The sequence below is a fragment of the Flavobacterium sp. CLA17 genome (assembly GCF_013112255.2).
Classification (GTDB): domain Bacteria; phylum Bacteroidota; class Bacteroidia; order Flavobacteriales; family Flavobacteriaceae; genus Flavobacterium; species Flavobacterium circumlabens.
In genome coordinates this window covers 1,871,658-1,892,357 of record NZ_CP068294.1, presented here as the reverse complement: position 1 = coordinate 1,892,357, position 20,700 = coordinate 1,871,658, and the positions used below count along the sequence as shown (strand labels likewise).

The 20,700-nt window shown below is 34.6% G+C and carries 20 protein-coding genes; 3 read left to right on the top strand and 17 right to left on the bottom strand.

The window, feature by feature from the left end:
* Positions 1–214 precede the first annotated feature (214 nt).
* The 3 genes from HAV12_RS08285 to HAV12_RS08275 all read right to left on the bottom strand — a co-directional run bounded on the left by HAV12_RS08285 (position 215) and on the right by HAV12_RS08275 (position 1,915).
* On the bottom strand, positions 215–937 hold the full coding sequence (locus tag HAV12_RS08285; RefSeq protein ID WP_171569227.1) for an endonuclease/exonuclease/phosphatase family protein: 723 nt from the start codon (positions 935–937) through the stop codon (positions 215–217).
* A gap of 1 nt (position 938) precedes the next feature.
* A complete protein-coding gene (locus tag HAV12_RS08280) occupies positions 939–1,388 on the bottom strand; it encodes a GNAT family N-acetyltransferase (RefSeq protein WP_171569226.1) in 450 nt (149 codons plus the stop codon).
* A gap of 77 nt (positions 1,389–1,465) precedes the next feature.
* Positions 1,466–1,915, bottom strand: a complete 450-nt coding sequence (locus tag HAV12_RS08275; RefSeq protein WP_171569225.1) for a nuclear transport factor 2 family protein — start codon at positions 1,913–1,915, stop codon at positions 1,466–1,468.
* Positions 1,916–2,197: 282 nt separating this feature from the next.
* Here HAV12_RS08275 and dnaX point away from each other — a divergent pair, with 282 nt between their 5' ends.
* Both dnaX and HAV12_RS08265 read left to right on the top strand, forming a co-directional pair.
* The gene (gene dnaX, locus HAV12_RS08270) at positions 2,198–3,283 is read left to right on the top strand and encodes a DNA polymerase III subunit gamma/tau (protein ID WP_132035404.1); all 1,086 of its coding nucleotides are present in this window, start codon (positions 2,198–2,200) and stop codon (positions 3,281–3,283) included.
* A gap of 263 nt (positions 3,284–3,546) precedes the next feature.
* Positions 3,547–3,963, top strand: a complete 417-nt coding sequence (locus tag HAV12_RS08265) for a DNA polymerase III subunit gamma/tau (protein ID WP_240345250.1) — start codon at positions 3,547–3,549, stop codon at positions 3,961–3,963.
* A 167-nt stretch (positions 3,964–4,130) separates the two neighbouring features.
* On the opposite strand, the gene HAV12_RS08260 is transcribed toward HAV12_RS08265, so the two are convergent.
* The 13 genes from HAV12_RS08260 to pyrR all read right to left on the bottom strand — a co-directional run bounded on the left by HAV12_RS08260 (position 4,131) and on the right by pyrR (position 15,768).
* Positions 4,131–4,709 (bottom strand): NAD(P)H-dependent oxidoreductase, encoded by a 579-nt coding sequence (locus tag HAV12_RS08260; RefSeq protein ID WP_171569224.1) that lies wholly within the window; start codon positions 4,707–4,709, stop codon positions 4,131–4,133.
* Between the two features lie 6 nt (positions 4,710–4,715).
* The gene (locus HAV12_RS08255) at positions 4,716–5,744 is read right to left on the bottom strand and encodes a saccharopine dehydrogenase (RefSeq protein WP_171569223.1); all 1,029 of its coding nucleotides are present in this window, start codon (positions 5,742–5,744) and stop codon (positions 4,716–4,718) included.
* Between the two features lie 62 nt (positions 5,745–5,806).
* A complete protein-coding gene (locus tag HAV12_RS08250; protein WP_171569222.1) occupies positions 5,807–6,367 on the bottom strand; it encodes a Crp/Fnr family transcriptional regulator in 561 nt (186 codons plus the stop codon).
* Positions 6,368–6,382: 15 nt separating this feature from the next.
* Positions 6,383–6,964, bottom strand: a complete 582-nt coding sequence (locus HAV12_RS08245) for a TMEM175 family protein (RefSeq protein ID WP_171569221.1) — start codon at positions 6,962–6,964, stop codon at positions 6,383–6,385.
* 438 nt (positions 6,965–7,402) lie between these two features.
* Positions 7,403–8,293: a Ppx/GppA phosphatase family protein gene (locus HAV12_RS08240; protein WP_132035387.1), complete on the bottom strand. Its 891-nt coding sequence runs from the start codon at positions 8,291–8,293 to the stop codon at positions 7,403–7,405.
* Entirely contained in the window at positions 8,293–10,407 is a 2,115-nt protein-coding gene (gene ppk1, locus HAV12_RS08235; protein ID WP_171569220.1) for a polyphosphate kinase 1, read from the bottom strand. The genes HAV12_RS08240 and ppk1 overlap by 1 nt, the downstream gene beginning before the upstream one ends.
* Before the next feature lie 5 nt (positions 10,408–10,412).
* Complete coding sequence (locus tag HAV12_RS08230) at positions 10,413–10,898, bottom strand: histidine phosphatase family protein (protein WP_132035382.1); 486 nt, start codon at positions 10,896–10,898, stop codon at positions 10,413–10,415.
* Between the two features lie 314 nt (positions 10,899–11,212).
* Complete coding sequence (locus HAV12_RS08225; protein ID WP_171571646.1) at positions 11,213–11,716, bottom strand: CAP domain-containing protein; 504 nt, start codon at positions 11,714–11,716, stop codon at positions 11,213–11,215.
* Between the two features lie 175 nt (positions 11,717–11,891).
* On the bottom strand, positions 11,892–12,536 hold the full coding sequence (gene pdxH, locus HAV12_RS08220; RefSeq protein ID WP_171569219.1) for a pyridoxamine 5'-phosphate oxidase: 645 nt from the start codon (positions 12,534–12,536) through the stop codon (positions 11,892–11,894).
* 101 nt (positions 12,537–12,637) lie between these two features.
* Complete coding sequence (locus HAV12_RS08215) at positions 12,638–13,543, bottom strand: ribonuclease Z (protein ID WP_171569218.1); 906 nt, start codon at positions 13,541–13,543, stop codon at positions 12,638–12,640.
* Positions 13,544–13,657: 114 nt separating this feature from the next.
* Positions 13,658–13,990: a ribonuclease Z gene (locus HAV12_RS08210; RefSeq protein WP_132035370.1), complete on the bottom strand. Its 333-nt coding sequence runs from the start codon at positions 13,988–13,990 to the stop codon at positions 13,658–13,660.
* Positions 13,991–14,200: 210 nt separating this feature from the next.
* Positions 14,201–15,127 carry an aspartate carbamoyltransferase catalytic subunit gene (locus HAV12_RS08205; RefSeq protein WP_171569217.1) on the bottom strand — a complete coding sequence of 309 codons (927 nt, stop codon included), beginning with the start codon at positions 15,125–15,127 and terminating at the stop codon, positions 14,201–14,203.
* 101 nt (positions 15,128–15,228) lie between these two features.
* The gene (pyrR, locus tag HAV12_RS08200; protein WP_171569216.1) at positions 15,229–15,768 is read right to left on the bottom strand and encodes a bifunctional pyr operon transcriptional regulator/uracil phosphoribosyltransferase PyrR; all 540 of its coding nucleotides are present in this window, start codon (positions 15,766–15,768) and stop codon (positions 15,229–15,231) included.
* A 444-nt stretch (positions 15,769–16,212) separates the two neighbouring features.
* Here pyrR and HAV12_RS08195 point away from each other — a divergent pair, with 444 nt between their 5' ends.
* Positions 16,213–17,391 (top strand): YCF48-related protein, encoded by a 1,179-nt coding sequence (locus tag HAV12_RS08195; RefSeq protein WP_171569215.1) that lies wholly within the window; start codon positions 16,213–16,215, stop codon positions 17,389–17,391.
* Positions 17,392–17,580: 189 nt separating this feature from the next.
* Here HAV12_RS08195 and HAV12_RS08190 read toward each other — a convergent pair whose 3' ends face one another.
* Positions 17,581–20,325: a fibronectin type III domain-containing protein gene (locus tag HAV12_RS08190; protein WP_171569214.1), complete on the bottom strand. Its 2,745-nt coding sequence runs from the start codon at positions 20,323–20,325 to the stop codon at positions 17,581–17,583.
* Positions 20,326–20,700: the final 375 nt, after the last annotated feature.

Sequence of the window (20,700 nt, the reverse complement as noted above, 5' to 3'; positions counted from 1 at the left end):
TCTTTAAATTAAATATCTAAAATTAAATGAATTGAGATCTAAAATTTTACAAGATGATCTTATCGTTTTTATATTTTTCCCAGTATGGAAAAAATTAATATTTATAAATGAAGAAAATAACACCTGCTAAAAAGAATGCAAATATTCCCAATAGGATAAGTGTCGTGACAAGGAATTTTTTAAGCATTTGTACTTATTTTTAAATTATTGCTGTTTAAGAAATCACATTCCCAAAAGTAACAATCAAAGGTTTGTGATCACTATGGATCTTCCAGTCTTCGTAAGTGCCGACTTCAACGCTTTCTAAAACTTCAATAAAATCATTTGAAGCAAAACAATAATCGAGATGATACGGTTTATTTTCATGGCGATACAAAAACAAAGTTGGGTGGATTTCTTTTCCCTGCTCCTGATTGAAAAATTTATGATAGACACTATATATCTTTTTCTCCCCCAATTTACGCACTACTGTAGAATGATTTCCTTCTCTTCTGGGTTTATCCCAAATGGTATTACTGTTAAAATCCCCGATTAAAATGGTCTTCGTTTCAGAAAGCAATTTCTCGTAATAATGGATCGCTTTCCAGACCTGAGTTACATACTGTCCGTCTTTATCCTGAGGATTATTGGCCCATACCGCGAAGAGAGTAAAATCTGTTTTTCCTTGGGTAACGGCAATGGGCAGCACATTTTTAAAATCAGGATTATGACAATCCATAAGTTCAAACCTGTAATCGCTATACGAAAAGACACCAAGTCCTTTGTGCTGATTGGTACCATACCAAAGCACCGCTGCTGGCAACGGAACATCTGGAGGAAATTGGAGTTTTTCGATATTTTCACACTCCGGAATGATCAGAATATCCGGCTGATGGGCCAAAATAAACCGGGCTTTTTTTCTGAAAGCCATATTACAATTCCAGGTTATGATTTTCATTTTAATCTGATGCTATTTTCTGATTCAATTCAAACAAAATATAAGGGCCATTTTCGTTATCGCCACGCCCTTTCTCTGTAAATCCAATCTTTTTATAAAATGCTACAGCAGCGGTATTTCTCTCCAGGCATTTCAACAGTACCGGAAATTTAGTCTGCTCCATAACAGCTTTTAAAAGCATTTTTCCAATTCCGCGTTTGTGATATGCTTCCTCAATATACAAATGGTGAATAAAATTATCCCGCATCCAGACCGAGATAAAGCCGATTACTTTTTCATCATAGAGTGCCGTCAGGATATATTCTCCTTTTGTCTGAACATCGAAATCGAACAAATCAAATGTTGCCACATCAGCCCAGATAAAAGTACTTTGACGCACTTTTAGAAATAGTTGACGCAACGCATTCAAATCGCTTTCTCTGAATTCGATAATTTTTAGTTTATCATTCATACACCACTATTAATTAGGAAAACAACTGGTTTTTACGATAGCTTTTATACAGATTTATTTACACAGAAATGCTAAATCTATTCGTGTTGCGATACATCATTATATTGCCAAAGTACATTGATTATTTTCCATTCTCCATTCGTTTTTACAATGTGCATATAATCGATCCAGGTATCGGCCAGTAATTTTACAGAGGCTGTTCTTGCCGAAACATCTAATAGCTTCACTTCTTTTCTTGGATTCTTCGGGAACTTATCTCCTTTTACGTTATAAGTCTCCGCCAGAATAACCATGTTTTCTGCGAAATATTCAGATACATAATCTTTTTGAGTCTCCTTATTTCTAAAAACGGATCTTTTGACCAATCTCGGATGCAAGGCACTTTCCATCAATTTAGGATTAGGATTGTGCTGTGCTTCAATATAAGCAAGGGCAACACGTTTGATATCAAGTGTATCCTGAGCCGTTTGAGCCTGCATCTGAAAAGCACAAAATACAATTGTAATTACTAACAGATATTTTTTCATAAAAAGTTGAGTTTAAAAAATGCACCGATCATCAATTTTAAAGGATTAACGTAATTTTTCAGGTGTTGTTACTTGCTAAAATAATACATTTTTTATAACAAAATAATGAATCGTTATTATAAATTTAAAAAACAAAAAGCACCTCTTAAAAAATCAAATTCAACTAAAACAGCACCTTAGTTTCTCCCATTCAAACTATTCAAAATACACTCCAATATTTATCAATTTCAGATTTGTGATTTGGCAATTTTCAGCCTATATTTGCTATCGAATTAAAAGATTATGGAACAATTTGTAGTATCGGCTCGTAAGTATCGCCCACAGACCTTTAAGGATGTTGTAGGCCAGAAAGCTATTACCAACACTTTGTTGAATGCCATTGACAGCAATCACCTGGCTTCTGCCCTTTTGTTCACAGGACCGCGTGGAGTTGGAAAAACCACCTGCGCCCGTATTCTGGCGCGAAAAATAAATCAGCCCGGATATGATGATCCTAATGAGGATTTTGCTTTTAATGTTTTTGAGTTAGATGCTGCTTCCAATAACTCGGTTGATGACATTCGAAGCCTGATCGATCAGGTTCGAATCCCGCCACAAACCGGGCAATATAAAGTCTATATTATTGACGAGGTTCATATGTTGTCTTCGGCAGCTTTTAATGCTTTTCTGAAAACATTGGAAGAACCGCCAAAACATGCTATTTTTATCTTAGCCACCACAGAGAAGCACAAGATTATTCCAACGATCTTATCCCGTTGCCAGATTTTTGATTTTAAAAGAATTACGGTAAAAGATGCTAAAGAGCATTTGGCAGAGGTTGCTAAAAGTCAGGGAATTAATTTTGAAGACGATGCCTTGCACATTATTGCTCAAAAAGCAGATGGTGCCATGCGTGATGCGTTATCTATTTTTGACCGTGTCGTTTCTTTTTGCGGAACCAACTTAACACGTCAGGCTGTAACAGAGAATCTAAACGTTTTAGATTACGAAACTTACATTAACATTACCGATTTACTTTTAGAAAATAAAATCCCGGATCTATTACTGGCTTACAATGAGATTCTTGCAAAAGGTTTTGACGGACATCATTTTATTGCCGGACTGGCTTCACATTTCAGAGATTTACTGGTAAGCAAAACTCCTGCTACCATCGCTTTGCTTGAAGTGGGTGAGCAGGCACAGCAAATGTATGGTGTACAAGCGCAGAAATGCTCTCAGGATTTTTTATTGAAAGGAATTGAAATTGCAAATGACTGTGATTTAAAATACAAATTGAGTCAGAACCAGCGTCTTTTAGTCGAATTATGTCTGATGCAATTGGCCTCTATCAACTTTGATGGAGAAAAAAAAAAGCTGAGCAATTCATAATTTCACCTGTTTACTTTAAAAATGGGGGATATTCTATTGTAGAAATTCCAAATAATAAAGTCCAAATTCCAAACGAAAAGGAAAATAGTAATGTCAGTCAAAATGACAATGACAATTCCACTATTGAGAATAAAGCAGCTAAAGTTACCGAGGTACCAACTGCTGAAATTCCTAACTCAAAACCCATAACTCAAAATTCAGAAATAAGCAGCGAACCCAAAATTTCTGCTTTTTCCCTATCGAGTATTCGCAAGAAAAAAGAATTGGAAGCGAATAGCAGATCTTACGTAAAACCGACCTCCGTTTTACCAACTGAAGAATTTACGGAGACAGAAATGTTAGTGGAGTGGAATAAATACGCACAACGTTTGGGTGATAAAGGCTTAAAAATCATGGAATCGTTATTATTGATTAACGACCCGACTTTAGACGGAACGGTGATTAAGCTTGAATTACCTAATGAAGGTTCTAAACTGGATTTTGAAAGTCAGATTAACGGGCTTTTAGGACATTTAAAAGGACATTTACACAATCATGACATTACAATTCAGGTTAACGTAAATGAAACTATTGAAACCAAACGCAGCTTTAACGATCAGGACCGATACAATCGTCTGATGGAAATAAATCCAAACATTGAACTTTTACGTTCTACATTTGGATTGGATTTACATACTTAAGATTTTTTAGCCCGCCGCAATTAACCGCAAGGGCGGCAAAGATTTTCGCAAAGTTCGCAAAGGTTTTTTGGCCGCGAATTACACAAAGTAACGCGAATTATTTTATACACTTTGCATCAAAAATTCGTGCAGATTCGTGTAATTCGTGGCAAAAAAAACTTATCACCTTATTTATTCTGAAGTCCTAAATTATAGACTTTGTGCAGCCATTTTTCTCTTTGAAAATCGCCGGAACCTTTTATGATTCCGATATAGGTCACTTTTACCGGTTTTACGCCACAGAATTCCAAAACAGATTTCTTGAGCTGATTGACACTTGGTCTGGCAAAAAACAAGCGGTAATACCAGCCCGGCTGATCCAAAGTGGTGATAATATGGGCCGTTTTTCCTTTTAGTAATTTGTCCCACCAAACTGAATTTTCGCGGTATTGGAATGCCATTCCCGGTAAAAACAATCGGTCTATAAAACCTTTTGTAATCGCTGGTAAACCACCCCACCAGACAGGGTGAATCCACACTAGATGATCTGCTCTTTTAATTTTCTCCCAGGAATCCAGTAAGTCCGGTTCCAATTCGGTGCGTTTTTGATAGCCAAATTGCAGATTCGGGTTAAATTGTAATTCAGCAATCGTAATGGTTTCTAGCTGCGCTCCGGAAGCGACTGCGCCATTTAAATAAGATTCGGCAATTCCAAAATTGAAACTTGCAGCATTTGGGTGTCCATTTATAATCAGTATTTTTTTCATCTTTAATTAGCGTACTTTAATATTAATACTATGGTGACCTGCTAATGCTTCATATAGTTCCTGAGAAGAATGTATTTGATGACTAAAATAGATTCCGTCTGACAAGACCTCCTTTAGCATCTTCTCTATATGCAAAACCGTTGAAAATGCAGTCAGCTCAGCCTGCCCATTAACACTTTGCAAGCTCAACTTCTTTATTTTGGCCTTAGTTTTTACAATCACTTCAAAAACAGTTTGATCTCCTTTTCCGCTAGAGCCGAAGAGAAACTGTCTTTCTCTTAAAGACATGATGTTGAAAACTTTAAATCTTTGAAAATATCCCATTAAACGGGTAACAAACTTAGAATTGTAAGTCATTTTTACCAAAACGGTTGGTATCTTTTCTATCTGGTTTAAAATAAATAAATCCGGAATATCTAGATTATAAACCTTACGTTTTCCTATTCCGAATGAGAAATTAAATCTTTCCGAATTTAAAAAATGCCTGACTTTTTCCGGCTTATTATTTACATAGACAATAAATGGTTTACATATATTTTCGGCTAAAAAATTAGCAGAGCTTTTCCCAGCCTGATCTTTAACAGAATAATAAATATAAAGATTGGTTTCCTGAATTTGATTTTTATCCGGCTCAATTAAGTCAACCAAACTGCCTACGATACCGCCCATCCAGCCGGAACTAAAAACAATCCTACTCTCTACTTTTTGCTTATTTGTCTGTGCTAAATTATACGCTAAAGTTAAATCCGGAGTTGGCTTTGTAACATCAATATAATCCAGTTTATTTTTTATCGCAAACTGTAAGATATTATCATTACTGTCCTTAGTACACATGACAATCAAATCGATTTTATGGTGTATAATACAATCGAAAGTTTTAGGATTAGTAACATCAATAACTAAATTACTGCTTGCTTTTCCCGGATGACGACTTCCAATAAACAAATTATAGTCAGGATTTCTGCCTTGAATCAAACGTAAGATGACTTTCCCCACTAATCCTGTTCCTCCAATTACTAAAATATTTTTTCTCATTATTATATATTGTTTTTAGCAAAAATAATAATGGAACATCTCCCGATTACCGGACAAATGTCCTATAAAACTGCTTTCCGGATACGGCTTAAATGTCTCGGCGTAACACCAAGATAAGAAGCTAAATATTGAAGCGGAATCAACTGAATGTATTTTTGGTGATTTTTATAAAGCTCTTCATAACGCTGTGTTCCAGATAATTTCTGAAAAGAAATCATTCGTTTTTGAAGTATTACGTATTCCATTTCAGTCAGTTTACGGCCTATTTCCTGCCAATGAATCCCTGACTTATAAAGCTTCTCCAAACTTTCACAGCTGATGACCTGCAATTCTGTATCAACAAGTGCCTGAATGTTTTCTTCAGCAATATTTTGGGTTATAAAACTTGAAAAGGAAGCCATAAATTCATTTTCAAAAGCAAAACAATTGGTAATTTCATCTCCCTGATGATTGAAAAAATAAGATCTCAAAATGCCTTTTTTGATAAAAAAGATTTCATTGCAAACCTGATTTTCTTTCAATAAAAGTTCTCCTTTTTTGAGTTTTCGAAAAGTAATTAAAGTGTCTAATTGCTCTAATTCCTGCTGTGGAATTATTTGGAGGGATTGAAAAACAGATTTCATTGCAGAATAAAAATATTAGTTTTTTGAAGTAAAAACCCTTTCGATTCTTTTATCGGGAATAAGCCACAACAGAGCCACTGTAAAATAAGCGGCTCCTGAAATCCATTCGTTGTAAAACGAAAAAGCGATTCCAACAATGTATAAAATAGACGAAACATTGCCTTTCACATCTTTGCCTATTGCTTTTGCTATTACTGAATTTTTCCCTTCGCTGATAATTATAATTCGTTGCAAAATAAAATAGGCTACAGAAGACAGCAGCAACACCACCCCATATAAAGTCATAGAGGCTTTTGCGAAGTTATGTTCTCCCATCCAGCCTGTTGCAACCGGAATTAAGGAAAGCCAGAAAAGTAAATGCAAATTGGCCCAAAGGATTTTTCCGTTGATTTTGCTCAGACTGTGAATTAGGTAATGGTGGTTGTTCCAGTAAATTCCAACATAAATAAAACTCAGGACATAGCTTAAAAACTTTGGAATAAGCGGTTTTAAATCGGCAAATTCGTGTCCTTCCGGCACTTTTATTTCTAAGACCATAATAGTTATGATAATCGCTAACACACCATCACTAAAGGCTTCGAGTCTTGTTTTATTCATTTCAAAAATTAAGTTTAGCTAAAAATGGTAATTTTATTTTTGCCACAGATTAAAAAGATTTTCACAGATTTCTCTATTCTAAATCTCCTATTATTTTATTTAATCTTTGGAGATCTTTGCAATCTGTGGTATTATCTTCAGGTTTGCCATTGCTTTTACGGTGAAAAAAGTTTGCCACGAATTACACCAATTTCCACTAATTCTTATGTATAATGTAAAAATACTAATTCGCGAAAATTCGTGTAATTCGTGGCAAAAAAATAGTATCCTAAATATTTAAAAACTAAATTTTACCGTAATACATTGCTTTTACAATTAAATAAGTTTGCCGTGAATTACACCAATTTCCACTAATTTTTATGCGTAATGTAAAAATACTAATTCGCGAAAATTCGTATAATTCGTGGCAAAAAAAATAGTATCCTAAATGTTTAAATACTAAATTTTACCGTAATACATTGCTTTTACAATTCCGTCGGAAAGTCCGATTTTTGGAACGTAAATCTGGCGTGCGCCACTCCATTTCATTGCATTCAGGTAAATACGGGTCGCGTGGATGATTACGTCGGCACGATCTGAATTCAAACCTAATTCTGTAATTCTTTGCTCGTAAGTCAATGAATTTAAATAGGCATATTGTGAATTGATATAAATATAGGAAAGCGGTTTTTCCTGTTGTTTTCCGGACATTTTAAACAACTTATTGATGTTTCCTCCGGAACCAATCAGTGTTACTTCTTCGTATCCCTGTGTATTGGTTTTGATCCATTTTTCGATTTCATCCCAGACTACATCGTGTACCATGTTATTTAATAAACGAACTGTTCCGGCTTTGAAAGATCTTGAATTGATCAATTTTCCGTCAGAAAAGAGCGTAAACTCGGTACTTCCGCCACCAACGTCTACAAAAAGATACGTTTCGTCTGTTTTCAGTAAATGATGTAAATCCGTTGAGGCAATAATAGCGGCTTCTTTTTTACCATCAATGATTTCGATTTTTATATCGGCCTTTTTTTTGATTAGAGCCACAACTTCTTTCGCATTATAGGCCTCACGCATTGCTGAAGTGGCAAATGCCATGTAGCGTTCTACTTTATGTACTTTCATCAAAAGGTTAAATGCTTTCATGGCATCCACCATTCGATCTATATTTTCTTCTGAAATTTCTCCAACTGTAAAGGCATCTTGTCCCAAACGAATCGGCACACGAACAAGTGAACTTTTATTAAATTGCGGTTCTTTGCCATCTTGTTCTACAACATTCGATATCAGAAGCCTCATGGCATTTGATCCGATATCTATTGCTGCAAGCTTTTTTATATTAATCATTACTCCCTTATGATTTGAATTTGGTTTGTTATTGCTTTATTTTTTGCAGCATCTTTTTCGATTGCCGCAATTTTATTCTGGTAATACTTATAGGTTTCAAGCTGGGCTCTAAAAGGGGCATGATGATTTCGTGGCTTGTATTTATTGTCTAATTTATAGGAATGGTATCTCACTTTAACATTCCCTTTCCATGCAATATCAAAATTATCGATTAATTCTTTTTTGATTTCAAGATCATAAATCGGGCAGGTAACTTCTACTCTTCCGTCGAGGTTTCTGGTCATAAAATCAGCTGAAGAAATATATACTTCTGTTAATCCGGCATTTCCGAAAATATAAACCCTTGAATGTTCCAGATAATTATCTACAATACTTATTGCTTCAATATTCTCACTCATTCCCGGTATACCTGGAATTAAAGAACATATTCCTCTTACCTGAAGCTGGACTTTTACTCCTGCATTACTGGCTTCATATAATTTATCGATCATTTTAAAATCTGATAAACTATTCATTTTTAATTTGATATGTGTTTTTCTGCCCGCCAGAGCATGCAAAATTTCACGGTCTATCAATTTTATGAATTTTGTTCTCGTATAATGAGGAGATACAATTAAATGTTTGTACCTGTGCACTCTGTAATTGATATCAAAAAATTCAAATATTTTAGAAATGTCTTTTAAAATCTGCTGATGACAGGTAAACAGGGTTACATCGGTATAAATTTTAGCGGTTGATTCGTTGAAATTTCCGGTAGAAATAAACCCGTAACGACGCGTTTTATCATCTTCAACTCTTTCAATCACACAAATTTTGCTATGTACTTTAAGGCCTTTTATTCCAAAAATAAGTTCAATTCCTTCTGTTTGCATTTGCTCTGCATAGGAAATATTTGTTGCTTCATCGAAACGCGCCTGAAGCTCAATCTGAACTACTACTTTTTTACCATTTTTGGCTGCATTGATCAGAGAACTAATAATTTGTGAGTTCTTCGCCAGACGATATAAAGTGATTTTGATACTCGTCACTTTCGGATCTAAAGCTGCTTCACGTAAAAACTTCGTTAAATAGGAAAATGACTGATAGGGTGCATGTAATAAATAATCTTTTTTATTGATTTTCTCCAAAATACTTCCTCCCATGCTCAGGCCTGGAATTGGTAGCGGGTCATTGGTTTTATAAAGTAAATCATATCTTCCTAAATTCGGAAAACTCATGTAATCTCGGCGATTGTGATATCTTCCACCGGGAATAATGCTGTCTGTCGCTACAATTTTCATTTTATCCAAAAAGAAACGCAGCGTATCTTCTTCGATTAAACTATCATAAATAAAACGAACCGGCTCTCCTATTCTTCTGTCTTTTACCGATGTCGCAATTTTCTCCAGCATACTTTTACTCAAATCGCTGTCGATATCCAACTGGGCATCACGCGTAATTTTGATCATATGGGCGGAGACGCTTTTATAATCGAAAATATTAAAGATGTTCTCAAGGTTATGGCGAATCACATCATCAATCAAGATAACATATTGTTTATCATCATCGGATGGCAGTACCACAAACCTGTTTATTGTTTTCGGAATTTCTATTACAGCATATCGAACTTCATCATTTGTATTCATTTCCAAACGAATCGCCAGATATCCCAGAGTATCTTTCAACACCGGAAATTCTGCCAGATCATTCAAAATAATAGTCACTAATTCCGGACTTAATTTTTGAATAAAAAAGTCCTTTAAAAAACGTTCCTGTAGTTCTGTGATCTGATTTTCATTGATGATAAAGATATTTTCAGCTTCTAATTCGGCTTCAATATTACCTAAAATGCGCAAGCTTTCCGATTGTTGCTGAATTACAATTTCGGTAATATCCTTAATCAGCTGATGGGCAGAAACTCCACCCAGGTATTTTTCACCAGAAATGCCGGACAGGCTTAATCTCCTGATTGCGGCATAACGAACTCTGAAAAATTCATCTAAATTATTCGAAAAAATTCCAACAAAACGCAACCTGTCTAAAAGTGGAACGGTGTTATCTGCGGCTTCCTGAAGCACTCTTGCATTAAACGCTAACCAACTTTTTTCTCTATCGATATATTTCTGTTCGTACACTTTATTTATTTTAAATCTTTGGGGAAAATTGTTTTTTGTGTTTTGCCTTTATGGATGTTGTCCCAGCTTTCTGAATCAAATTTTAGAGACACAAATCCGGAGGTAGGTACATTTTCTATAAAAACATCCCCAAATTTATTAACAAAATTTGTAATAGCCTCGTTATGTCCGAAAAGAATAACGCTTTCGAAACTATTATCACATGATTTAATAACTTTTTCGAGTTGTTTATCGTCAAAAGTATAAAGATCGTCTTTGTATATGATACTTTCAATTGGATACGAGATATTTTGCGCAAAAATAAGAGCAGTTTCTGAGGCACGGGCGGCAGTACTACTCCAAATAATATATGTTTTTGGCAGAAATTTTGAAATATTTGTGGATACTTCATGGGCATCCAGAATTCCTCTCTTCATCAAAGGTCGGTCAAAATCTTTTAAAGGAGCTTCCCAACTGGATTTCGCATGTCGTATTAAAATTAAATTTTTCATAAGCAAAAAGGATTTAGAAACATCGTTGAAAGAAGTTCTTTTTTATTGAAGTTCTAATTTACAAAAGAAATTGTAATAGTTCCCTTTTTTTTAATTCTGTTAACATTTAAAGATTTTTTTAACAGAAGTAAACCAGTAGTACTTTTTTGGCTTCAGATGATGATTCTGAAACCGGAGCAACTTTATCGGAATCAGAAATCGCTTTGTGACTGGTTTTGAAAATGCAGCCGGATTCCGGGCGGTATTTTAAAATAAAAAAAAACGTTGTAACTCCCAGAATTACAACGATCAATTAAATAAAAAAAATGTTTTTATTATATTCTTGCAAATATATTGGTATAATATTTCTTTCCTGTTGCAGGATCTATAGTAACTGAAATTCCAAAATGCGTATACTTTCCTTCGATATTTTTTTTGTGTCCGGGAGATCCAAGCCAGGCTTTAAGAACGGCTTCTGAAGTTTTATAATTATAAGCTACGTTTTCTGCCACATTTTTAGCAGCAAGAACTTTTACAATATTTTCAGATCGGGATGCAAAATCTTTGTGGTCGACTACATTGTTTGCTATCATATACTTATTATGTTCTTCACATCTGTTCGAAATATGATTTACTTTTTCTAACGCATTCAAACCAATACTAACACGATATTCATTTATAAGTTGCATCAATTCCAACTCAGCATCATTGTAGCTATAATTTTCCTCCAGTGTTTCAATTATAACCCTGTTATGAGTCTTTTTTCCTGTTTTTGCAAAACATGAGTTCATTGTGATAAGCATCACAACGAACATCATGGTGCGCAAAATCTTTTTCATAGTCACTTTCATCTTTAGGCGTTTAAAGTAAATGTTGGGGCAAATCCTTTAAATATTATCTTTATAATACATTATCATCATTTTCCGGGTCAAACATATTTAATCTCTCGCTAAGCTGCAAAAATAATCGATGAAATGCATTACAAATCTTTTATGTTAAATAAATTTCTTACAGCTAAGAAGATAATCTTTCTATTTTCCATGAAAAATCAGATTGACTGCTGTATCTGATTCTGTCGTGCAATCTGTTGGGTCTTCCCTGCCAAAATTCAACTTCTAAGGGTGTTACCAAAAATCCGCCCCAATTTTCAGGTCTTGGAATAGGTTTTCCTTCAAATTCTTCTTCCAGTTTTTTCAGGTTTTCTTCCAAAAATGTTCGTGACGGAATTACTTCACTCTGATTGGAGACAATAGCGCCTAACTTGCTTCCGTCGGGACGGGAATCAAAATAGCCGTCAGAGATATTTTCAGACGTTTTCTGTGCAATTCCTTTTATAATGACCTGACGTTCCAGCTCCTGCCAAAAAAAAGACAAACAAACATGCGGATTGGCAGTTATAGCTTTTCCTTTCTCCGAATTATAATTGGTATAAAAAATAAACCCTTCTTCAGAAAATTTCTTCAACAGAACGACTCTGGATTTTGGAAAACCATCCAAACCAATTGTAGCTACCGTCATAGCATTCACTTCTCCGCCTGCTCCGAAATCTTCCACCTCATGAAACCATCGGTTAAAAAGATTAATGGGATCTTCAGGAATACTACTTTCTAGCAATTCGCTTTTTTCGTAAGATTTTCTATAGTTACTTAAATCATTCATTTTTTAGATTGTTAGATTGTTGGATTTCTTAGATTGTTAGATTATGAGATTTAAAGGGACTTTTTAACTTAGTAACTCAGAATCTTATTAACTTAATCCCTTCAAAAATCAAAACTTCTCCCGTCATCTCCTAAAAGTACATTCGGGAAAATTTCTTCTGCCTCTTGTTTAAAACGTTCAATACCATCATATCTTGTTGAATAATGGCCTAATACCAATTGTTTTGCATTGGCTTTCAGGGCAATTCTTGCTGCTTCTTTTGCTGTGGAATGTAATGTTTTCAAAGCCAAAGGAGCTTCTGATTCTAAAAAGGTCGATTCATGGTATAAAACATCTACGTCTTTTATAAGCGGAATGATATCTTCATTGTAAACAGTATCGGAGCAAAAAGCATAACTCAGTGCCGGAATTGGATCGAAAGATAATTTTTCATTTTTGATTACAGTCCCGTCGTCAAGTGTTACATTTCCTCCCCCTTTTATTTTCTGATAATAGGCGGTGTGAATATTGTATTGCTGAACAGCGTCAACATTTAGTTTCCGGTCTCCCGGTTTTTCCTGAAACAGAAATCCATTCGTATAAACGCGGTGTTTCAACGGAATTGTTTTTACAATAACTCTGTTATCTTCAAAAATAACCTCGCTTTCCTTTGATTCCAATTCATGAAAAAACAACTCATAAGTCGTCCATGAATTCGAAAGTCTTAATTGCAAAGTGATGATTTCCTTTGTACCTTTTGGCCCGTAGATATGTAGATCGTTCGTGCGTCCTAATAGTGCAAAAGTGGAAATAGTACCAATCAGTCCGAAGAAGTGATCACCATGCAAATGCGAAATAAAAATGTGATTAATCTTTGAAAACTTGATTTTATTCTTCCGCAATTGTACCTGAGTTCCCTCGCCGCAATCGATCAGAAACATTCTGTTCTTAATTTCTAAAACCTGAGAAGTAGGATTGGTAATCGTTCTTGGAGTCGCTGCATAACAGCCGAGTATGGTAAGCTTCATTTCAGATTGTTGATTTCAGATTGTTGATTTTAGATTTTAGATTGCTGACTGAGTAAAATTAAAAGATTCGTCCTGATTTAAAAAAATCTGAAATCTGAAATCTGAACTTTGAAATTAAAATCCGAGGTCTCTTTCAATTTCTTCCATTTCGATAATATCGTGTGCTTCCAAAAGAGAAGGAACAACTGTTAATTTATCTGAAACAGCATTAAAGTCAAGGTTATCAACTACAATTACAAAAGATTTTTTGTTTTTTTTCTGCTGTTTGGAAAGTGGCAAAAACAGCTTTACCTCTTTTTCAGATAATGCAGCATGTGATAATAAATCTAGTATAATATTTTGTTTTTCAAAGGTTTTAAATTGCTGCGTTACTTTTTCCAGGAAAGAATTAAAATCTCCCTGAGTATCTTTAATGGTAACGGTATGTCCTTTTTGATCTACTTTCATTTTATAATTTATAGCGCTTTAATATGAGACTAAGGTACGAAGTTTTTTTTAGTGTTTGTTTTCAGGTTTCAGGTTTCAAGTTTCAGGTTTGTCAGGATGAGCGAAGTCAAAGCCCCTCCCTCCTTTGCGCATAAAAAATCCTTTGACTTCGCTCAGGATGACAAATGAAAACTGAGACTGAGACTGAGACTGAAAACTGCGACTAAAAACCTACTGAATTTTAGACGCTAAAAGATAAATCACCGCCATTCTGATTGCTACACCATTCTCTACCTGATTTAAAATCACGGATTGACCGGAATCGGCAACTTCACTTGTAATCTCTACTCCTCTGTTGATTGGTCCCGGGTGCATGATTATAATTTCTTTACCAAGTGAATCCAATAATGGTTTGTCTACTCCGTATTGCTGTGCGTATTCCCGTGTTGAAGGGAAAAAGTTAACATCCATACGTTCGTTCTGAACACGCAGCATATTGGCCACATCACACCATTCCAGTGCTTTACGCAAATTAGGTTCAACCGTAACTCCAAGCGATTCAATATATCTTGGAATCAATGTTTTGGGCCCGCAGACTTTTACCTCAGCGCCTTGCATTTGCAAAGCATAAATGTTAGATAATGCAACTCTTGAGTGTAAAACATCGCCAACAATAACTACTTTCTTTCCGGCAACGTCACCTAATTTTTCTCTGATGGAGTAACTGTCCAATAAGGCCTGAGTTGGGTGTTCGTGTGCTCCGTCTCCTGCATTTACGATACTGGCTTTGACATTTTTAGATAAAAAATAAGCCGCTCCGGGATTGGAGTGGCGCATTACTACCATATCCACTTTCATAGAAAGGATATTATTTACGGTATCGATTAGAGTTTCTCCTTTTTTAACAGAAGACTGGGCTGCCGAAAAACTAATTACATCGGCCGATAATCTTTTTTGGGCCAACTCGAAAGAAAGTTTTGTTCTGGTACTGTTTTCGAAAAAAATGTTGGCAATTGTAATATCTCGTAATGAAGGAACTTTTTTAATTGGTCGGTTAATGACTTCTTTAAAATGATCGGCAGTTTCAAAAATCAGGTTAATATCATTCTCGTTGATGTATTTAATTCCTAATAAATGATTTACGCTTAATTCTTTCATTTTTTATTGTTTAATTGTTTTGTTTGTTTAATCGTTTTTGTTGAACTGTTTAATCGTTTGCTGTTCGATTAAACAAGTAACCGATTAACCAATTAAACTTTTTAATTTGTAATCAGGTAAACGGCATCTTCGCCTTCATTTTCCTTCCAGCTTACTTTTACCTTTTCATCATTAATAGCATCTACCTGACGTCCGCGATAATCGGGCTGAATAGGCAAATTGCGGCTAAAACGCCTGTCGATTAACACTAACAATTCAATTTCCGAAGGTCTTCCGAAAGACTGAATCGCGGTTAAGGCAGAACGAATGCTGCGTCCGGTAAACAAAACGTCATCGATAAAAATGACTTTTTTGTTTTCGACTATAAAATTTATTTGTGTTTTGTTGGCTTCAAGCGGTTTATCAGTTCGGCGAAAGTCATCCCTAAAGAAAGTGATGTCCAGATAACCCAAAGAAATTTCAGGTGTATGGTATTCGTTTTCTAGTATTTGCTTCAGACGTTCTGCTAAGAAAACACCTCTTGGCTGAATTCCAACTAAAATTGTATCCGAAAAATCCAAGTGTTTTTCAATCAACTGACAAGCCAAACGATGGAGTATAATAGTAACTTCTTTTGAATTAAGTAATACTTTTTGGCTCATAATGCGGTGACATATTTAGTTGGGCAAATATACGAAATCAGATTTTATTTGTTGCCCTATTATAAATACAAATATTTTTTTTGCTTTTGATGGGGAATTTGGGGTTTGAAAGTGGAGTTTTTTCAATTAATGATTAGTGAATTTTTTAGAAAATAAAATCTTACTTTTTGACTGTAATTTTATTTAAAAAATATATTTTAGCAAAAAAACTTATAACATTTTCATTGTAACTATTATAAACAATTTTAAAAATCCAGAATTAATTAGATATAGCAAAAATAACTTAAAATACATATAAATCTAAAATTGAAAAATGCCGTCTATACTTTGTAGATAAATTATAGCAACAAAAATTAAACTTATATTAAAAACCACAATAAATAAATAAATTTTAAACCTTTAAAGAAGTGAGGAGTCAACACGATAAAAACAGACCCCATAAAAATGAAAATAAAACTACTTTTAGTATTGTTCTTAGTCGTTTTACAAAACAGCCATGCGCAATGGAGTAAAATTACATCGCCTTACGCAGGAAATTTTTGGGCAATAAAATTTTTTGATCAAAATAATGGATACATTGGTGGCAATACCGCTATTTTAAAAACTACTGATGGCGGAAATACCTGGACATCAAAACCGATATCTAATTTTTTGATTAACAGTTTTTCGTTTCCAAGCGCAACCGTTGGATATTATGGCTGTAATAATAATATTGTTGCAAAAACCAGCGATATGGGAGTCACCTGGACAAATCAGAATCCAAATGCAAGTCCGTATGCTATATTATCTGTAAGCTTTCCTACTGTGTCTACAGGTTATGCTGTAGGCGATGCAGGAATTATTAGAAAAACAACAGACGGCGGAACAACATGGACAACTCAAACTTCTGGCTTAACAACCGGATTGGAAGAAGTTCATTTTTTTGATATAAATACTGGAATCTGCATTGGAGATGGCGGTAAAATTAAAAGAACTACAAATGGCGGTGCAACCTGGGTTACAATCTCCAGCGGAACTACTCAAAATCTATATGATATCTATTTTGTAGATTCAAATACCGGTTTTATAACAGGTGGAACAGGAACAATCCTAAAAACAATAAATGGCGGACAAACTTGGACTGCATTAACTTCAGGAACTACAAACTGGTTATATACTGTCTGTTTTAAAGATGTATTGACAGGATATGCAGGTGGTGCAAAAGCAACATTATTAAAAACAATTGACGGAGGCGTAACATGGATCGCGCAATCTTCCGGAATAAGCAGTGTTAAGTCTCTAAACGACATTGTTTATATTAATAACAGATTTATTGCTGTTGCAACTCAGGGAGAAATACTTACAGATGTACCTACTCTAGGTATAGATGAAAACATTAAAGAAGATGCTGCAATTATGTATCCAAATCCTACATCAGATTCTTTTTCAATAGATTACCACAACGACGAAAATTTGGCTTTAAATATAAACATTATTAATGCAAATGGTGTGATAGTAAAATCAAAGGTTTTAAATGATAACCAACGAACTGTGAATGTTAAAGATTTGAGTAATGGAGTGTACATTGTTGAAATCAAATCAGATCAATTTTCAACAACAAAAAAATTGATTATTAAGAAATAAAACTGGTTGAAGGAAAACTAAAATTTCACTCTCCCGGAGCTTTTAGCTAAAGAATAATTCGATATAAATAATACCACACGCCAACACAAATTTAAGCATTAAACTTTTATTTAAATTTAAAAAGAGACTGCCGGAATATTATTTTCGGACAGTCTCTTTTTTATTTATAGAATGTTGTTTATAGCCTTATTATTTCACCACTAATTTAGCCGTAAACAATTTTCTGGAATGAATTTTCAGAATATAAACTCCTTTCGGTAAATCCTGATTTATTAGTGAAAACTTATTATTATTTACATTTTTTGTAGCGTACAATAATTTTCCATCGATACTGTAAATTTCTATTTCATCAATAGGATATTCAGATTGAATAAAAGTTTCTGAATTACTATTTGTTGGGTTTGGATATACTTTTAAACCATTATCAATTTTAAATTCATCGTTTCCAAGATTTGGATCAAGTACTTCAAATGAAACCCTGTTAGATACTTCATTATAAGAATCATTCGTAAACATTACTAAAAAATAGTTTCCTTTTTCTTTAGGCAACTCTGCAGGAGCGATGGTTTTCGTACCTTCAGAAAGTCCTTCAAAATAAGTATAACTTACCAGTGGTTTTTCGTTAGGATCATCGCCTTCATGATAGATCCCTAACCAGTCTTTTACAATTCCCGGAGCATCTGTCCAGGAAGCCGTAATTTGTTCCCCAAGATCATAGACCGGTTTATTGATCCATAACTCCGTAACTACAGCGCCAATTTTAAAGAATACTTTGTTTCCAATAGCATTAAAACCATCCTGCAAATAATACTCAGCATAATAATACCCTTTTGGTAAACCGGTAAACGATTTAGCATCTGCAACTGTTGTAACATATTGCCAGCTTGTCGATGCCACTCCTGAACCGGGATTAACGCCCATTCTATAAATACCAATCCAGTCTTTTGCTAATTGAGGACCGTTGCTGTAATTCACAATTACCGGACTACCAACTGAATATTCTGTTTTATCAGTTGTTAACACCGGAACCGGTCCTACATAAAAATATTTTCGAGGTGCGATTTCTGTATATCCTCCATTTGAAAATATTACAGCATAATAGCGCCCTTTATTCGCCAGTCCGTTTGGAAAAGTAACAAACCCGCTTGGACTACCATCTGTATATTTCCAGGTTTGTGATGGTGTAGAAGCTCCAGGAGTTTGTCCTTCTTTGTACAATCCTATCCAGGTCAATGTACTTGCCGGAGCATCTGTATAGTTAACTTTTATAGGTGTGCTTTGCGAATAGGTTAAAGCATCTGTACTTATTTCTGTGTTAACATTATTACTTCCTGCAATGGTAAAAGTTTGAACATCACTCCACGGTGACCATTCGAGATTACGGTCTCTATATCTCAATTTTACATAGTATTTACCATTTGGCAGCGAATTAGAGGCTAAATCTATTTTGGTAATATCTACACCCAGATTTATATTAACTGTTGAATCTTTTTTGGTACCGTACTTTCCATATAAATTTTCGAAATCGCGGTATACTTCTTTTTTAACAACATCAAATGTTGGTGTCTGAGAAATTAAAAACTGACTGGTATTCAATAATTCATTTGTAGTAGTGCTATAAGCTGAACCGGATATTATTAACGGTAATGTATTGGTTGTCGTAAATGTATTAGTGATCGAAGGTTTGGCAGGTGCAGCTTTGTTTTTATAACGGTGAAATTCATCCATTAATTGGTTATTTTTCCACTTATCAACGCTTCCGATAGAGTAACTTTCGATATCCATTTTTCTGTTTGTAACATCAATATCCACTATTTGATAAATCCAGTTGCATATGGTTTTCTGCACATCATCAAAATCTTGTTCTGTCGATGATCCCCAATATTGATCCCAGGCTGTACCACCTGAAATAATATTATAGGTTGGTGTGTTTTTTAATTGTCCTCTGTGATAAAGATGATGGTGTGCACCAATATGCATTGAATATTTTGGAGAAGTTACCAATAACGGAACTGCTGTATTTCGAACCCATGTAGAGATATCGCCAACATATTGCTCTGCCTGATAAGGTCTGTGACTTAAAGAAAAAATCCATTCTACTGTATTATCTGCATTTGCAGCAGCAAGAACTTGTTGCAGCCATGTTAATTGTGCAGCACCGGTATGCTCTGAACTTAAACTAATAAACAGAACATTCCCGGCTTGTTGTGCATAATAGTTTTCTGTTCCTGATGAAATTCCTTTATACGAAAGTTCACTAATATAGAAATGATCGTAATATGAATTCATACCCAGTGTTCCGTACGTTTCATGATTTCCTACCGTGGTCTGAATAGGTACATTACCGGATAATCCTCTGTTCTTTTTAAAATGCACATTTTCATAATGATCTAAAGTACCTACATCAACCTGATCGCCAACCATAAAAGTCATCGAAATATTATCATCAGGAGATAAAGCAGCACCCCACTTTTGTCTTATTTTTCTTTTGGCGGCTGATACTAAAGAATCATAACGAGGAACGGCTTTTAATTGATTGTCTCCCATGATCAGAAACCGAATATGTCCATCTGTTGTAGCGGCTTGTCCGGGATTCGGTAAAGTTTTAAAGGAATAAACGGCAGATACATCTGCTCCGGTTTTTATTCTGTAATAATATTTAGTGTTAGGCGAAAGATTAATAAGCTTGGCACTATGGTAAAAATAATTCCCCGGATAACCTGAATCTGTAAAAACATTGGTATTACCCGTAACGGTCACATTAAGAGCAGAAGCAGTTGTTCCGTATTCTACAATAGCCTCCGGATTGCTATCTGTTTTCCAGTTAACATAAATAGATGTTGGTGTTGCATTTTGCAGATAAGGAAATAGATTTTGTGCTTTTGAAGCGTAACCCAGACCTAAAAGCAAAAATAAAAAGTAAAGTTTTTTCATACGTTTTTTTGTTTAGACTAAGCAAAAGTATTGTACCAGAAGACAATAACTTTTAACACAACATTATCCTTCTTTTATCTTTACTTCTCTTTACTGTAAATTTTATAGATGAAATTCACAAAGCTATTTTCATACAATTGTTCAGCGTTTAGCTTAAAAACAAATAGGCAAGGTAGATTAAAATAAGGTTTCCAAACCTGCGGGAGTTAATTTAAGCTATAAATTATGAGGGTAAAAGTTATAAGAATACTGGTTCAGGAGCAGGAAAAGGTATTGCGAAATCATAGAACTTTTGAGCCAAATTATGTAAAATCTTTTTTCGCTGTTTGAAGTAATTTTATACTACGCTAATTAGAATAATAAATTCTTTTTAAA

Excerpts from the sequence above, each read along its gene's own strand:
- HAV12_RS08240 (WP_132035387.1), bottom strand. The coding sequence starts at position 8,293 with ATGATTAATATAAAAAAGCTTGCAGCAATAGATATCGGATCAAATGCC.
- pyrR (WP_171569216.1), bottom strand. The coding sequence starts at position 15,768 with ATGAGCCAAAAAGTATTACTTAATTCAAAAGAAGTTACTATTATACTC.
- dnaX (WP_132035404.1), top strand. The coding sequence starts at position 2,198 with ATGGAACAATTTGTAGTATCGGCTCGTAAGTATCGCCCACAGACCTTT.
- HAV12_RS08260 (WP_171569224.1), bottom strand. The coding sequence starts at position 4,709 with ATGAAAAAAATACTGATTATAAATGGACACCCAAATGCTGCAAGTTTC.
- HAV12_RS08225 (WP_171571646.1), bottom strand. The coding sequence starts at position 11,716 with ATGAAAAAGATTTTGCGCACCATGATGTTCGTTGTGATGCTTATCACA.
- HAV12_RS08275 (WP_171569225.1), bottom strand. The coding sequence starts at position 1,915 with ATGAAAAAATATCTGTTAGTAATTACAATTGTATTTTGTGCTTTTCAG.
- HAV12_RS08255 (WP_171569223.1), bottom strand. The coding sequence starts at position 5,744 with ATGAGAAAAAATATTTTAGTAATTGGAGGAACAGGATTAGTGGGGAAA.
- HAV12_RS08210 (WP_132035370.1), bottom strand. The coding sequence starts at position 13,990 with ATGAAAGTAGATCAAAAAGGACATACCGTTACCATTAAAGATACTCAG.
- HAV12_RS08245 (WP_171569221.1), bottom strand. The coding sequence starts at position 6,964 with ATGAATAAAACAAGACTCGAAGCCTTTAGTGATGGTGTGTTAGCGATT.
- HAV12_RS08205 (WP_171569217.1), bottom strand. The coding sequence starts at position 15,127 with ATGAAAGAATTAAGCGTAAATCATTTATTAGGAATTAAATACATCAAC.
- pdxH (WP_171569219.1), bottom strand. The coding sequence starts at position 12,536 with ATGAATGATTTAAGTAACTATAGAAAATCTTACGAAAAAAGCGAATTG.
- HAV12_RS08215 (WP_171569218.1), bottom strand. The coding sequence starts at position 13,543 with ATGAAGCTTACCATACTCGGCTGTTATGCAGCGACTCCAAGAACGATT.
- HAV12_RS08190 (WP_171569214.1), bottom strand. The coding sequence starts at position 20,325 with ATGAAAAAACTTTACTTTTTATTTTTGCTTTTAGGTCTGGGTTACGCT.
- HAV12_RS08280 (WP_171569226.1), bottom strand. The coding sequence starts at position 1,388 with ATGAATGATAAACTAAAAATTATCGAATTCAGAGAAAGCGATTTGAAT.
- HAV12_RS08285 (WP_171569227.1), bottom strand. The coding sequence starts at position 937 with ATGAAAATCATAACCTGGAATTGTAATATGGCTTTCAGAAAAAAAGCC.
- HAV12_RS08250 (WP_171569222.1), bottom strand. The coding sequence starts at position 6,367 with ATGAAATCTGTTTTTCAATCCCTCCAAATAATTCCACAGCAGGAATTA.
- HAV12_RS08195 (WP_171569215.1), top strand. The coding sequence starts at position 16,213 with ATGAAAATAAAACTACTTTTAGTATTGTTCTTAGTCGTTTTACAAAAC.
- HAV12_RS08230 (WP_132035382.1), bottom strand. The coding sequence starts at position 10,898 with ATGAAAAATTTAATTTTAATACGACATGCGAAATCCAGTTGGGAAGCT.